This window comes from Pseudomonas sp. LBUM1659, assembly GCF_059716045.1.
Genome location: NZ_CP166797.1, coordinates 3188460 through 3202816 on the forward strand (window position 1 = coordinate 3188460; position 14357 = coordinate 3202816).

Annotated in this window: 13 protein-coding genes and 3 pseudogenes; 6 read left to right on the forward strand and 10 right to left on the reverse strand. The window is 57.2% G+C overall.

Annotated elements, in window-relative coordinates; all coding sequences use genetic code 11:
• Positions 1–147: 147 nt before the first annotated feature.
• From ACA048_RS14335 to ACA048_RS14345, 3 genes and pseudogenes are all read right to left on the reverse strand, one after another.
• A pseudogene (locus ACA048_RS14335) lies at positions 148–1264 on the reverse strand (aconitase family protein); the annotation flags it as partial.
• A gap of 128 nt (positions 1265–1392) precedes the next feature.
• Positions 1393–2058: an MliC family protein gene (locus tag ACA048_RS14340; RefSeq protein WP_497629739.1), complete on the reverse strand. Its 666-nt coding sequence runs from the start codon at positions 2056–2058 to the stop codon at positions 1393–1395.
• 323 nt (positions 2059–2381) lie between these two features.
• A complete protein-coding gene (locus tag ACA048_RS14345) occupies positions 2382–2741 on the reverse strand; it encodes a hypothetical protein (protein WP_497629740.1) in 360 nt (119 codons plus the stop codon).
• 159 nt (positions 2742–2900) lie between these two features.
• On the opposite strand from ACA048_RS14345, the gene ACA048_RS14350 reads away from it, so the two are divergent.
• Entirely contained in the window at positions 2901–3128 is a 228-nt protein-coding gene (locus tag ACA048_RS14350) for a DUF3079 domain-containing protein (RefSeq protein WP_497629741.1), read from the forward strand.
• A gap of 100 nt (positions 3129–3228) precedes the next feature.
• Here the strand turns inward: ACA048_RS14350 and ACA048_RS14355 are convergent.
• Positions 3229–3351 (reverse strand): annotated as a pseudogene (locus ACA048_RS14355) (hypothetical protein); the annotation flags it as partial.
• A gap of 78 nt (positions 3352–3429) precedes the next feature.
• Positions 3430–4767 carry an MFS transporter gene (locus ACA048_RS14360; RefSeq protein ID WP_497629862.1) on the reverse strand — a complete coding sequence of 446 codons (1338 nt, stop codon included), beginning with the start codon at positions 4765–4767 and terminating at the stop codon, positions 3430–3432.
• Positions 4768–5081: 314 nt separating this feature from the next.
• Between ACA048_RS14360 and ACA048_RS14365 the strand changes: the two genes are divergently transcribed.
• The gene (locus ACA048_RS14365) at positions 5082–5855 is read left to right on the forward strand and encodes a ParA family protein (RefSeq protein WP_497629742.1); all 774 of its coding nucleotides are present in this window, start codon (positions 5082–5084) and stop codon (positions 5853–5855) included.
• A gap of 120 nt (positions 5856–5975) precedes the next feature.
• Here the strand turns inward: ACA048_RS14365 and ACA048_RS14370 are convergent, their stop codons facing one another.
• A complete protein-coding gene (locus ACA048_RS14370) occupies positions 5976–7250 on the reverse strand; it encodes a glucarate dehydratase family protein (RefSeq protein ID WP_497629743.1) in 1275 nt (424 codons plus the stop codon).
• The gene (locus ACA048_RS14375) at positions 7247–8644 is read right to left on the reverse strand and encodes an MFS transporter (RefSeq protein WP_497629744.1); all 1398 of its coding nucleotides are present in this window, start codon (positions 8642–8644) and stop codon (positions 7247–7249) included. Before ACA048_RS14375 ends, ACA048_RS14370 begins: the two co-directional genes overlap by 4 nt.
• 106 nt (positions 8645–8750) lie before the next feature.
• Between ACA048_RS14375 and ACA048_RS14380 the strand changes: the two genes are divergently transcribed.
• Positions 8751–9653 carry a LysR family transcriptional regulator gene (locus ACA048_RS14380; protein ID WP_497629745.1) on the forward strand — a complete coding sequence of 301 codons (903 nt, stop codon included), beginning with the start codon at positions 8751–8753 and terminating at the stop codon, positions 9651–9653.
• Positions 9654–9728: 75 nt separating this feature from the next.
• Here ACA048_RS14380 and ACA048_RS14385 read toward each other — a convergent pair whose 3' ends face one another.
• The gene (locus tag ACA048_RS14385) at positions 9729–10169 is read right to left on the reverse strand and encodes a hypothetical protein (protein ID WP_497629746.1); all 441 of its coding nucleotides are present in this window, start codon (positions 10167–10169) and stop codon (positions 9729–9731) included.
• 973 nt (positions 10170–11142) lie between these two features.
• Positions 11143–11721, reverse strand: a complete 579-nt coding sequence (gfa, locus tag ACA048_RS14390; protein ID WP_497629747.1) for an S-(hydroxymethyl)glutathione synthase — start codon at positions 11719–11721, stop codon at positions 11143–11145.
• Positions 11722–11809: 88 nt separating this feature from the next.
• Here gfa and ACA048_RS14395 point away from each other — a divergent pair, with 88 nt between their 5' ends.
• The 3 genes and pseudogenes from ACA048_RS14395 to ACA048_RS14405 form a co-directional block, all read left to right on the forward strand.
• Positions 11810–12130 (forward strand): acyl-CoA dehydrogenase family protein, encoded by a 321-nt coding sequence (locus ACA048_RS14395; RefSeq protein ID WP_497629748.1) that lies wholly within the window; start codon positions 11810–11812, stop codon positions 12128–12130.
• A 108-nt stretch (positions 12131–12238) separates the two neighbouring features.
• Positions 12239–12640 carry a HAMP domain-containing protein gene (locus ACA048_RS14400; protein ID WP_497629749.1) on the forward strand — a complete coding sequence of 134 codons (402 nt, stop codon included), beginning with the start codon at positions 12239–12241 and terminating at the stop codon, positions 12638–12640.
• Positions 12625–13224, forward strand: a pseudogene (locus tag ACA048_RS14405) (methyl-accepting chemotaxis protein); the annotation flags it as partial. The gene ACA048_RS14400 and the pseudogene ACA048_RS14405, both read left to right, overlap by 16 nt.
• A 345-nt stretch (positions 13225–13569) precedes the next feature.
• On the opposite strand, the gene ACA048_RS14410 reads toward ACA048_RS14405, so the two are convergent.
• The gene (locus tag ACA048_RS14410) at positions 13570–14283 is read right to left on the reverse strand and encodes a Crp/Fnr family transcriptional regulator (protein WP_497629750.1); all 714 of its coding nucleotides are present in this window, start codon (positions 14281–14283) and stop codon (positions 13570–13572) included.
• Between the last annotated feature and the right edge of the window lie 74 nt (positions 14284–14357).

Consider the following 14357-nt stretch of genomic DNA (forward strand, 5'->3'; position numbering starts at 1 on the left):
TGCGAGGTTTATAAAACGTTGGAAAATCAGGAGGAGGCAAAGGTGCTGACTCACTGACGAGCGGCAGCGCTTGTGGGGATTTGTGTGAGGGCATAAAAAAACGCCGCGCATCTCACGATGGGCGGCGTTTTCTATTGCGTTATAGCGTCAGGCTTGAACGACCGGAATGTTGGCGTTCGCAGCAGCTTCACGGAACTCGGCGATCTGGTCGAAGGACAGGTAGCGGTAGACATCGGCCGCCATGCTGTCGATCTTGCCAGCGTATTCCATGTACTCCTCGACGGTCGGCAGGCGACCCAGGATGGAAGCAACAGACGCCAGCTCGGCCGAGGCCAGGTAAACGTTCGCGCCGTCACCCAAGCGGTTCGGGAAGTTACGGGTCGAAGTCGACACCACAGTGGCGTTCGGCTCTACACGTGCCTGGTTACCCATGCACAGCAAGCAGCCCGGCATTTCCATGCGTGCGCCGGCCTTGCCGTAGATGCCGTAGTAGCCTTCCTCGGTCAGTTGGTGAGCGTCTATCTTGGTCGGCGACGACAGCCACAGACGGGTTGGCAGCTGACCGTCGACCTGTTCCAGCAACGTGCCGGCCGCGCGGAAGTGACCGATGTTGGTCCTGCACGAACCGATGAACACTTCGTCGATTTTCTGACCTTCAGCGGTCGACAGCAGACGGGCGTCGTCCGGGTCGTTCGGTGCGCAGAGAATCGGTTGGGTGATCGCCGTAGCCTTCGTCGATCATCCAGCGCGGCAGGGTGATGTTAGAAGTCAGGTACTCGGCAATGACCTTTTCCGGGAGTTTGATGGTGCAGCCGGCCGCCGAACGCTCGGCCGAGGCGTCGGACAGTTCAAACGCTTGCTCGACGGTCAGGTTGTTCAGACCTTCGATGTCCAGGATTCGGCCGGAGAAGGCGTTGATCTTGCCTTTCTTCTCCACAGTCAGCAGACCGGCCTGAATCGCGAAGTAAGGGATCGAATGGACCAGGTCACGCAGGGTGATGCCCGGTTGCATTTCGCCTTTGAAACGCACCAACACTGACTCGGGCATGTCCAGCGGCATGACGCCGGTGGCAGCGGCGAACGCATTCAATCCGGAACCGGGCGGGAACGAAATACCGATCGGGAAACGGGTGTGCGAGTCACCACCGGTACCCACGGTGTCCGCCAGCAGCATGCGGTTCAGCCTGCTGTGGATGATGCCGTCACCCGGCTTGAGCGAAACGCCGCCTCGGTTGCGCATGAAGTCCGGCAGGGTGTGGTGGGTCGTTCGACATATCTTGGTTTGCACCCAAAATGTTACGCCGCAAATGGCGGTTGGAATGGCTGAAAAACTTGATTGATTGCAACGGGAGTCGACAATGAGATGGCTCTGTTGCAGGCGTGCCAGAGCCCTCAGCCGACCGGCTCGACCGTACAGCTCATTTCCCCAGAGCCTGGCTTCTGGAAAAACACCCCGTAGTCGTTTTGTCGGAAGCTGTAGTTCCCCTGGTAATCCTTGCCGATGTATCGGCTTCCTGAATCACTTGGCACCTGGTTCAAGGTGATCGAGGCGTTCGCCCATTTCAGGTACACGACACCCGGCTGCGTGTGAAAGTAAGTGGCGGCAATCAGCGCGTTGAGCCCGGTACAACGAAACGCCAGGGGGCCATCGGTCAGTCTGTCGGGGTCTTTGGTTCTCACAATGGCCGAGCCTTGGCGTAGCTGGTGCGCACGCTCGGCATAACTTCGGACCGTACAGGCCTTGGGCTCCGGCGCGGTGCCACACTGATTGCGTGCATCGATCCAGAACTGCTGATCGATCATGACTTTGTCGGGAGGCGGTACGGAATGTTCATCTGTGAGCGCCAGGCGATAGAGACGCAACAGTTCAATATCTATCTGCGCCAGTTGTGGATCGTGGCAGATGAGTTTTTCTACGCGTGCACTAGCGTTGCCGCAGTCGAAGCTGGTTTTGTAGGTTCGCGCAGGCTTGGCATGCTTTGCAGCATTGGCAAAGGGGATCGTCGCCGCGCATACGCTGACGAGAAGACAGGTGAAAAGGGCCGTGACCGTTTTCATGTTGACGTCACCCGGATTGTGACAAGTTTCAAAAAAATAAAATAAAAAGCTAATAAAAACAAATTGTTATGATGTTATTTAGCCAATAAAAAACCCTCAGGAATTTGGTTTTCTATCGTTTCAATCAACCTCTTTCTTGCCCACACCGGTACCTGATCATTTCAAGTCAGGGGCGTGATTGTAAAGTAGCACGACGGTCTGGTTGTCGCTCATTACGGTGCCGACGCTGCGATGCTCGGTCATAGCATGACCACTGACGAGTACGACCCCGAGTCCAGTAAGCCTGACTGCGAACAACAACGTTTGTTTTCAAGTTTGAATAATTAAACCGGTGGTTCGTCGTGCTGGCGAAATCGTTGGGCGCGCTCGATGCTGTGGGTCATCTGTGCGGACGCGTGAATGGTCAAGGGATGCTGGGTAAAACCGGGTCTGGGGGAAATGTAATTGGCCATTTGCCTGGCAACGGCGAGCTGACGTTCCGAGCCTTCGGCCAGCAACGCGATGACCAGGTTTTCCAGGGCAATGACTCGGACTCGCAAGTGAACCAGTTCGGCGTTGGTCAGCGCGGGCGGGGCGGTAAACGCATCGCCATTGATGGAGGTTGCTGCGTCTTGATCGTCCCATGTCGACAAAGGTGGATGGACTGGTGTCTCAGCGTTTGGGAAAGGATTTTTATTGAGCATGAGCGAGGTCTCCAAGGCTGGTCAGCGGTTAGAAGCTTAGCCCCGGATCGCATAGGGGGGAGGGCAATCGCTCGATGTCGATATCTTGATATCAATCAAGGATGGCGTTGCACATAGGCTGTAGGATCGAAAAACGCCTCTCAATGATCGGAGATCGGCATGGCCAAGAACTTCCCTGTCAACCCCAAACACCCCGAGCGGATCTGCTGGGGGTGCGATCGGTATTGTCCGGCCAAGTCGTTGGCTTGTTGCAATGGCTCTGAGCGTACGATGCATCTGGCCGAGTTGTTTGGAGAGGATGGGTGCGTGCCTGGCGACAGGGGCATACAGATGCCCACGCCGCAACTTCCAGCCGCTAGTTCGCTTAAGCGGCTGATAAAAGAGTAAAGAATGGCGTTCAGACCAGGCTTCACTGGGCTTAATGTGCGAGAAAAGCTGACAGCCCGCTACGAACTCTATCCCGCGTCGGCACCCGCGTGATGTCCGCTTACTTCGATCCTCCACCGATTTGCCAGACGTAGGGCGGTTCGGTGCCGTTGATTTCCCAGTCGCCGATGATGCGTTCCTTGTAGATCAGCGGGTTGTGTGAAACCACGGTGCGCGCAGATCTTCGAGATTATCCATCAGCTCAATCAGCTCAATCAGCGCGAAGGCGCGAGCTTTTTGATAGCCGAGCAGAACATCAACTTCAGGCCGCAGAGCTTACTCCTACGCCTTTCCCCTCCGTCGGAATGTCATGAAGGGAAATCCTTGAGGTTTCCGGCAATGCCAGCCCACCCGCCAGCGCAAGCAAAGCCACCGCGATGAGATAGAACGCCGGCGACAAGTTGCTGCCGGTGGTGCTGATTAGCCACGTAGCCACCAGCGGTGCGGTGCCGCCGAAAATGGTATATGCCATGTTGTAGGTAATCGCCGATGCGGTGTATCGAGTACGGGTAGGGAAGGTTTCCGAGAGCAAGGCCGCCGTTACCACACCGCACAACACCGCTCCAATCGCCAAGAGCATAACGCCGGCGATGGATGCTGCGAACGAGCCGGAGCTGGCCATCAGAAATGATGGATACACGGCCACAATTAATAGAGCGCAAGCCGTCATCACCGTAACTCGACGCCCGACCCGGTCCGAATACAGCCCGGCCAGCGGGCAGATCGCCGCAGCGAATAGCAATGCAATCAGTGACACCAGCAACGCTGTTGCACGGCTCAGGCCACCCGCGACTTGCAGGTAAGTAGCGAAGTAGGTGGTGAACATATAAAACGACAGTGCCGTGACTGACACAAAAGCGCCCAGGCAACAGATAGCCGCACCATGGTTGCGCAAGGTTTCCTTAAGTGGGGAATGTGCTACTGCACATTCCTGAGTCACCGCCTGGAATGCCGGTGTCTCGTCGAGCTTCCAGCGCAAGTAAAGGCCCACCAGGCCCAGTGGCGCGGCAATCAGGAACGGCAAACGCCAGCCCCAGCTACCCATCGCTTCTGCCGGTAACGAAGCCTCGAGTGCGTAGGCCACCACGGCTGCCGCGGCGAAGGCGGAAAAAGTAGACACCGGAATGAAGCTGCCGTACCAGGCGCGTTTATCCTGCGGAGCATGCTCCATCAGATAGGCACAGGCACCTGCATATTCTCCCCCGGCGGAAAAGCCTTGGGCGCAACGGATCAGGGAAAGCAGAATCGGTGCCATGACCCCGATCGTGGCATAAGTGGGTAGCAGACCGATCAAGGTCGTCGCACCGGCCATCAGCAGAATCGTCATCGCAAGGGTTCGCTTGCGGCCGATCCTGTCGCCCAGCATGCCGAAGAAAATCCCTCCGAGGGGCCGAAACGCAAAAGCCACGGCGAATACCGCAAAGGTTTTCAGCAGCGCGGCACTGGCATCGCCACTTGGGAAAAATTGTTGGGCGATGGTAGTGGCCAAAAAGCCATAGACGGCGAAGTCGAACCACTCGACGAAATTGCCGATGCCGGCAGCCACAATCACTCTTCTCAGGGTTCTTGGGCTGACTTGTTCTGTCGTTGCGCTCGTCATGCTGGACCTCGAGAGTTCGTTAGTAAGCTTTCGATTATCGGGGCAGGCACCAAGGCGGTTCACTTCAAAAGTGTCATCCACATAGTCAGTACCGACTTCATGCACTTGAATTACGCATTACTCGTGCCAGTTTGGTTGGCCATTCATTGCAGAGCCATAGCGACTACCACCTTGTATTGGCAGTCAAACGCTCTAATCCGCGGCTTTGGCTAATCACTGTCGTAAAACTGTAATGTTACGGTCATAGAATTGACACGACTTCTTACACTTCACCTCAGCTGGCCTTTGGCCTTTTTCACGGATGAGCAAGCCCCATGCGTCGTGTCGTATTCAATCAGAAAGGTGGCGTTGGAAAATCCAGCATTGCCTGCAACCTTGCCGCTGTGAGTGCTGCCGAAGGTTACCGAACGCTGCTGGTCGATCTCGATCCCCAGGCAAATTCGACTCACTATCTCACTGGCCTGATCAACGAGAGCATTCCGACGGGCATCGCCGATTTTTTCAAACAAACATTGTCTGGGGGCTTCGAAGGCAGAAGGAGTCGCGTGAACATCATCGAGACCCGATACGACAACCTCCACCTGGTGGCTGCCAGTCCCGAACTGTCAGACCTGCAATCAAAACTGGAGAGCAAGTTCAAGATCAATAAGCTACGCAAGTTACTGGTAGAGCTTTCCGAGGATTATGAGCGCATCTATATCGATACACCCCCGTCACTGAGTTTTTATACCTTCAGCGCGCTGGTGGCTGCAGACAGGTTGCTGATTCCGTTTGATTGCGACAGTTTTTCTCGTCAGGCGCTGTATCGCGTCATCGCACAGGTAGAAGATCTACGTTGTGATCACAATGAATCACTGAAAGTGGAGGGGGTGGTGGTTAACCAGTTCACTGGGCACACTGACCTGCACCAAAGTCTCGTTGATGAGCTGCTGGCGGAAGGTTTACCTGTGCTGCCGGTTTACCTGAGCAGCTCCGTCAAGATGCGCGAATCTCACGAAGTTTCAGTCCCGCTCATCCATTTGGCCCCTCGCCATAAGCTTTCGCTGGAATTTGTTGGCTTGCTGGATGCCCTGGAGCGGGCCGCCTAGCGTAAGGGTCCAGCCAACACACCTTCCAAACGCCAGCATTAAGGGCGAGGGTGTCCGCGTAATGTTTTATCGGTGCTGAAAAACCGGTGCCTTGCCCTGACAGCCAGGCTCCGGACACCCTCAAAAACGCGGTTTGATGGTTTTCCACTCAGGCTTGTAACGCTGCATCTGTTTCACATCATCGCGCTGGCGAATGCCGCACGTCAGGTATTGGTCATGCAGCTTGCCCAATTGATCGTGATCCAGCTCGAGGCCCAACCCGGGCGCTCGGGTAATTTTCACGCAACCATCGACGATGGGCAGCTTGCCGCCCTTGATCACCTCTTCGTCTGGTTCCTGCCAAGGGTAATGCGTGTCGCAGGCGTAATCGAGATTGGGCACCGAGGCGGCGACATGGGCCATGGCCATCAGGCTGATACCCAGGTGTGAGTTGGAATGCATGGACACGCCCAAGCCAAAGGTCTGGCACATTTTCGCCAGCGCCTGAGTGTCGCGCAGGCCGCCCCAATAGTGGTGATCGGCGAGGACGATCTGCACACTGTTCAATGCCACACTGCGGCGAAACTCATCGAAATCAGTGACCACCATATTGGTCGCCAGCGGCAGGCCGGTGCGTTTGTGCAGTTCGGACATACCCTCCAGGCCCGGCGTCGGGTCTTCGTAATATTGCAGGTCGTCGCCCAGCAGTTCGGCCATGCGAATCGATGTTTCCATGGACCAGTTAGCGTTTGGATCGATCCGCAGCGGGTAACCCGGGAACGCCTTTTTCAGCGCCTTGATGCACGCCACTTCATGCTCCGGTTCCAGCGCGCCAGCCTTGAGCTTGATGCTCTTGAAACCATAGGTCTGGATCATGCGCCGAGCCTGGGCGACGATCTGCTCTTCGTTCAGCGCTTCACCCCAACTGTCTGGTTTGTAAGGCGAATCGATATGCTGGGCGTATTTGAAGAACAGATAGGCGCTGAACGGAATCTCGTCACGGATCGCACCGCCCAGCAAGTCCACCAACGGCACGTTCAGCGAGTGCGCCTGTAAATCCAGGAACGCCACTTCGAACGCCGAGTACGCATTGCTCACCGCTTTGCTGGCGTGAGAACCGGGTGCCAGTTCTGCGCCGGCGATGCTCGCCGGTTTGTTCGCCGCCACGGTGGCCTGCACGATGGCGCGCAGCTGATTGAGATTGAACGGGTCGAGGCCGATCAACTTATCTTGCAATTGCTGCTGGATCGCCAGCGCCGGAGCGTCGCCGTAGCTCTCACCCAGGCCAATGTAGCCATTGTCGCTCTCGATCTCGATGATCGAGCGCAGCGCGAACGGTTCGTGGATACCACTGGCATTGAGCAGTGGCGGATCACGGAAAGCGATGGGGGTGACGGTGACTCGTTTGATTTTCAAGAGGCTGCTCCCTTTGAACCTGAACTCAAGGCTGGTTGACTGATGGATTTTTTGCAGGCTGCGTCTGCGGCGGGTTTGCCGGTCCGCGAGCGAAAGGCGTCGCCACGGGGTGCCGTGCGAGCGAAAAAGATCACCACGGCCGCTACCAGTGATGTGGCGGCCAGGCCGTAAAGCCCGCCCTCGATAGAGCCGGTTTTTTGTTCCAGGAAACCGAACGCCGTCGGGGCCACGAAACCGCCAAGGTTGCCGATGGAGTTGATCAGGGCGATCACCGCCGCGGCGATGCGCGCATCCAGATAGCCTTGCGCAATCGGCCAGAACAACGCCGAGGCGGCCTTGAAACCAATGGCCGCAAAACAGATGGCGACGAAGGCGAAGATCGGTCCGCCCATGGTCGACATGAACATGCCGAAGGCCGCAATCACCAGCGTCAACGACACCCAGGCTTGCTGGTGTTTCCATTTACTGGCCATGGCGGCGAAGCCATACATCGCGACGATGGAAATGAGCCACGGAATCGAGTTGAACAGGCCAACCTGGAAGTCGCCGAGGTTGCCCATTTTTTTGATCATGCTCGGCAGCCAGAACGTGGCGCCATAGATGGTCAGGGCAATGGAAAAGTAGATAAAACAGAACAGGGTAATTTGCTTGTCGGCCAGCAGTTTGAACATCGACGGTTTGATCGTCTGCGCGGCTTCGCGAGCCTGCTGCTCCAGCGTGATGGCGCCAACCAGAGCGTCCTTTTCTTCGGCGCTCAGCCATTTCGCTTCACGCGGATGGGACTGCAGCCAGAACCAGACAAAACCGCACAGGACGATGGAGGCGAAGCCTTCAATCAGGAACATCCACTGCCAGCCATGCAGGCTGAAACCGCTGACGTTCAGCAGCGCACCGGACACCGGGCCGGAAATGACCGAAGCAATGGCGGAACCGCTGAGAAAGATCGCCATGGCTTTGCCCCGTTCAGTCGACGGCAGCCACTGGGTGAAGTAGTAAATGATGCCCGGAAAAAAACCCGCTTCGGCCGCGCCGAGAATGAAGCGCAGCACATAGAAGCTGGTTTCGCCGCGCACGAAGGCCATGGCCATGGCGGCGGCGCCCCAGGTGAACATGATGCGCGTCAACCAGGCGCGCGCACCGTAGCGTTGCAGCAGTATGTTGGAGGGCACTTCGAATATCGCGTAACCAATGAAGAACAGCCCGGCACCCAGGCCATAGGCCGCTGCGCCGATGCCCAGGTCGGTTTCCATGTGGCTGCGTACGAAGCCGATGTTGACCCGGTCGATGTAGTTGACGATGAACATCACCACAAACAGCGGCAGCACATGGCGCTTCACCTTGGCCGCGGCGCGGGCAAGCACATTCGGGTCCGGCGGATTCTGGAGGGTATTCAAGAGGCAACTCCCGATCATTGTTTTTTTAGGGACGCGCCGATCATGGACGGGACAATTGATCCCGTCTAATCTAACTTGGCATTAGATTGATACCTGGATTAGATCAATGTTCGAACTGACTCAACTGCGCTGCTTCACCACGGTGGCCACCGAACTCAACTTTCGTCGCGCCGCCGAACGCCTGAACATGACGCAACCGCCCCTCAGTCGACAGATCCAACTGTTGGAGCACCACTTGGGGGTCGAGTTGTTCACCCGCACCACCCGTAGCGTTGCCCTCACCGCCGCCGGTCGCGCGTTCTTCATCGAAGCGCAGAACCTTCTGGAGCGCGCCCAGCAAGCCGCCGTCACTGCCCGGCGTTTTGCCGAAGGCGACATCGGCTCGGTCAATATCAGCTTCGTTGGCAGCGCGGTGTACGAATTTCTGCCCAAGGTCATTGCTGAAGCACGGCTTAAACAGCCGCATGTCAAAATCGATCTGTCGGAGATGAACACCTACCAACAGCACGAAGCCCTTCGCGCCCGGCGTATCGATCTGGGCATCGTCCGCGCGCCCTTGCTGGAACCGGGCTATGCCACCGAGTGCCTGGTGCGCGAGCCATTTGTATTGGCCGTCCCCAGCCGCCACCCGCTGGCCAGTGCCGAAGCCGTGTTCGTCAAAGACCTCGACGCGCAACCGTTCCTGATGTACTCCCACGCCGCCTATCCGCCGTTCAACGAACTGCTGACCGGCATGCTGCGTTCAGCCCGCGTCGCTCCGGAATACGTGCAATGGCTCGGTTCGTCACTGACTATTCTGGCGCTGGTCAACGCCGGAATGGGCCTGGCCCTGGTCCCTCGCTGCGCCACCAGTGTTGCGTTCAAGAACGTGGTGTTTCGGGATATCGATCTGGGGGAAGGCATACAGAGCGAGCTGCATTTAATCTGGCGCGAGAATAATGACAACCCGGCGTTTGCGATGTTGCTGGAGGGGATTCGAAAGGCTGTGAGGGAGGGGTGGGGGGTATGAATTTGGCCATTTTTTGGCTCAAATGAAAGTCTGGGTCGGGCAGTTTTTGAGGGGAGGTCTGGTTAGCGCGGAGCGCTAGCTACAAGTGACACTGACTGCCTTTGCGGCGCGTTCGAGCTGTTGTTTAACATCGACGGGGATCCGCTGCTTCTTTAATCGTTGTTCGAGGAATGCTTGAATGCCTCGAGCGTCCACCTCTGCCTCAACAGGGGCGTCCACCGCTTCTATGGCGGCAGCGTGACTCTCCATGACCGAATCAACATCCGCCGCGCTATTCGCACCTTCGAGAGCGCGGATCAGTTTCGCCACTTCCTCTTCTTCAGCGTTAGCGTACGCCTCTACGGTCATCCCGGCAGCCAACGCTCGCGCTCGAATCTCCACTCCTTTCAAGACGTGCCTGGCTTCACTGCAAGAAACTTCTTGATTCTGCTTTGCGACGGCTCTCCATTGGAGTAGACCAACGGTCATCGTGCTGATTATTGCCAGGGTGATAGCACCGCTCAGGATCCGCTTCATGGCCACTCTTGGTCTCTATGAAGTGAGTTTTCGATGGGAGTCGCTTCATCTCCTGTCGTCGAGGTTGAAGCGTAGCATTTGCATCAGTTTAAGGGGCGTCGATCTCCTGTCACCGACGATGCAACCTGGAAACTGGATGACTGATTGCATAGCCAAGAGCAGATGAAACGAGTTCAAGATCCTGTCTTGGTGTACTTCTGGACGTGAACGCCCGTTTCAAAAGAATCTCACAACGGCTCCCGAGCGTCCTAGAATCTCTCGTTATACGGGCCTTTGAATTTCTTTTTAAACCTGCGACGGCTCATAAGAAAAAGGCAAATTTGCAAGACGATTAAGAGCATACGCGTGTGCGTCACCTCCATCCAGATTGCATTCTTCAGTAGCGCCGGGGCAGGGCGGTACGTCCTGAACCTTCAATCCACACCTTGATGTCCTCAGGTCTTCTTGGGGAGATGCAAGATTCCCGCCCGTCACCCCCATGAAACCCCAACCCGTCGAACTGGCAGTAACCCGTGGTTGCGTTGTCAGTAATTGGCGCCTGTAGCGACGAGGATCGTCTCTGATAGCCGCACGTCAAGCTACGTGTAGTGAGATGATCGAACGACTCGGCGCCAGGCCCACCCTCAAAAACATCTACGCCAAGCTGGAAGTCTCGAGCCGTTATGATGCGGTCTCCTGGGCTCGCAAGCAGGGCTTGATCGAGTAAGCACGAAACACCAGCGCGGCGCAGGAGGGGAGCGTTGAGTGGACGCGCCATTCACGTCGCGCGCTGGAGTTTCGCCGGGGCAGTCTAGAGCCGGTTTCGGCTTGGCAGCCAACCCTGATAGGGGGGGCTTTCGACATCAAGACCACGGGTGCCGGACCAAATTGCTGCGCGTACATCTATCCGGCCGCGTTCGGGCGGTCTCCATTCAAACGTTAGTTCGGCACATCACTTGGCACTTGGCGCGAAGAAACCGCGATGGCCGATCAATCAGGCGGCGGGGAGCAGGCCTTTCTGTCTCGCAACATGAGTCGCCATTGCGTCCATCAAGTCCGGGGACAGGCAGTCATAGGGCTCCAGGCCGATCGAGCGCAGGCGCTCACGGATCGCCTTCATTTGCACTGGCGGTGTGCCGGTTTCGATGATGGAGGACACGAACGCAGCGAAACCCGGCGCAGCCCATCCGCTTTGGGGAGAGAGTTCGGTGTGGACGAAGTCCAGGCCATAAAACGCATGGTCCTTGTTCTCGATGCGCCCGAAGAGATGGGCGTGGCACTGCTTGCAGGCGTGGCGCTGAATGGTGGCGGTTTCGTCGATAATCGCCAGTTTTTCGCCGTGGGCAGTGACGCTGACCTTATCGCGAGGTACCACGGCGATGACGGCAAATGTCGCGTCTTGCGGTTTCCAGCATTTGCTGCAGCCGCACGCATGGTTATGCAGCGTTTGTGCGTCAATCTTGACCTCGACCTTGTCGGTCGCACACAGGCATTGCAGGGTGCCACCTGTGAAATTCGCGGCGGCGGGTTGAATACCATTGTCCAGTGCTGGGTGAAGTTTCAAGCTGGTCATGCTGGCGTCTCCTTTGCAGGTTGTCCCCAGATAAAGAATAGCTCGCCGTTCGAAGCGTTCCTCTCGGCGTGGCGCCCAGGACACCACCATGCTGTTCTTCGACAACGTTCGGGTGCCGAAGGGAAACCTGCTGGGCGGCGTGGCCGGGCAGGGCTTCATACAGTTGATGAAGGAATTGGCCGGGGAACGGCTGTCCATTGCTATCAGCAGCGTCGCCGGCACCGAGGCCGTGCTCGAAAGCACGCTCGAGCACACCAAGGACCGCAACGTGTTCGGCATACCGATCTTCGCCTTCCAGAACACCAGCTTCAAATTGGCCGATCTGAAAATGCAATTGGCGGTGTTCCATCGAGATCCGGTCAATCCTGATCTGCGCCCTGATTGCCGGATTCGGCGCGCTCGATGTTGACGACCACGCGCCGTGGAAAACGCCCGAAACTGGCTCGGTACTGTGGGTTTACCCAGCCATGTCTGTGACCGCCTCACTACCTCCCTCAGGAACGCGCACAGCGGTGTGATGGGCGCGTTACTGATTGTTGCGCTGGCCTCATTCTCGGTGGCACTAGTGTTGATTCGCAGCATTGTCCTGCCGCTGCGGCAGTCGGTCATCCTGGCCGAAACCGTGGCCACGGGTAATCTCACCAGTCAAATTGACGTAACAGGCAGCGACGAGCCGGCCCGGTTGATGGCGGCGCTGCGCACGATGCAAGGCAATCTGCGCGATACCCTCCTGGCTATCGCCCAAGGGTTAACCCTGCAAAATGGCGAGATCGAACAGGCTGCGACGGCCATCAATGAAATGACGGGGCTGCGGAAGATGTCGCCCGAAACGCCGTATCAACCTCCGATGCCACACGCGAATCCGATCAGACCGCTCAGCTCGGCCGACAGCAGGTTCTACGCACCGTCGATGCTATAGGTGAACTGGTCACTGGCGTAACGGCTACCGCTGACGATGTGGAAGATTTGGCGGGACGCGTTCGTGATATCAGTCAAGTGCTCGACGTTATTCGCTCGGTTGCCGAGCAAACCAATCTCTTGGCACTCAACGCGGCAATCGAAGCGGCCAGGGCAGGGGAGGCAGGGCGCGGCTTTGCCGTGGTCGCCGACGAAGTTCGTGGGCTGGCCCACCGTACCCAGGGTTCAACCCAAGAGATCGAACAACTCGTCAGTGCCATCGAGCAAGGCACCCAACAGGCCGTCAACGCAATGCAGCGCAGTAATACCAAGGCGCGAGATACGCTGGAAATGGCCCAGGCAGCGGGGAATGCCCTCGATCGTATGGCTTGCTCCTTCACTCAAATCAATGAACGCAACCTTGTGATTGCCAGTGCTGCCGAACAGCAGGCACAAGTAGCTCGGGAAGTGGATCGTAACCTGACCAACATCCGCGACCTGGCCTCTCAAACATCCGCCGGCGCGATCCAGACCAGTGCTGCCACTCAGGAACTGTCTCGATTGGCAGTGTCACTCAACGGTCTTGTGTCGCGTTTTTCGGTATGACGCGAGCGACAATCGTCTGACTCAGGAACGGTTACACCTGGAGGAGAATGCCTACACGTCAGGCGAAGTGGGCAGACAGCCCTGTCTGGCAAATAAAAAGTAGGGGCAGCCTTTTTTAGCTGAGGAGGGTGACCGCCCACACCGCTAAAAAAGAACCTGCTCCTACGAAAACTGTAAGTCGCTGACGATCAGTAGGCTGGTACCAAACTTGATACGTCTACGCTTTCGTTTTGGCTTGATAGAAGAGCCAATCCGGACAGTGCCCAATTGTTGGGCTTTAAAGTGATGGAAACACCACCTTTTACGGGGGGGCATCTATATTTGCCCGAAACAGGAGGTGATGGTTCACTCGGACCAAGGCAACAGCCGATCGGTTTCGGTCTTGACCACCAGGTAGCACTCGCAGCTGAGCCGTTCAAGGCGCGCTCTATCGAGTACCGTGATCTGGCCGCGGCTGTACTCGATGACGCCTTGACGCTGCAGTTTGCCGGCGGCTTCCGTGACGCCTTCGCGGCGCACGCCCAGCATGTTGGCAATCAGCTCCTGAGTCATGTTCAGGTGATTGCCGTGCAGGCGATCCAGCGACAGCAGCAGCCATCGACACAATTGCTGATCAATTGAATGATGGCGATTGCACAGGGCGGTCTGTGACATCTGCGTGATCAGCGCCTGGGTGTAACGCAGCATCAGCAGGAGCAGATCGCCATGACGGTTGAATTCTTTCTTGAGTTGTTGCCCCGGCAGGCGAAATGCACCGCCGGCACTCTGCACCACCGCCCGACTGGAAGTGCTTTCGCCGCCCATGAACAGCGCAATGCCGATCAAACCCTCGTTGCCGACCACGGCGATTTCTGCTGACGAACCGTTTTCCGTGACATGCAGCAGGGAGACGATGGCGTCGGTCGGAAAGTAAACGTGCCGCAAGGTGTCCCCCGGTTCATACAACACATCCCCCAGCGCCAGGCTGACCAGCTCCAGGTGCGGAACAAGACGCTGGAGGTCGACGGCCGGGAGTGCCGCCAGTAGATGATTGTGGCTTGGATCGGGGGAGGCATGCATGGCAGAGCATCCGTGGCGGAACAGGGGCGTGACCGCTCAGGGTACTCCCATGCATGCCATGGCTGGTGATCAAT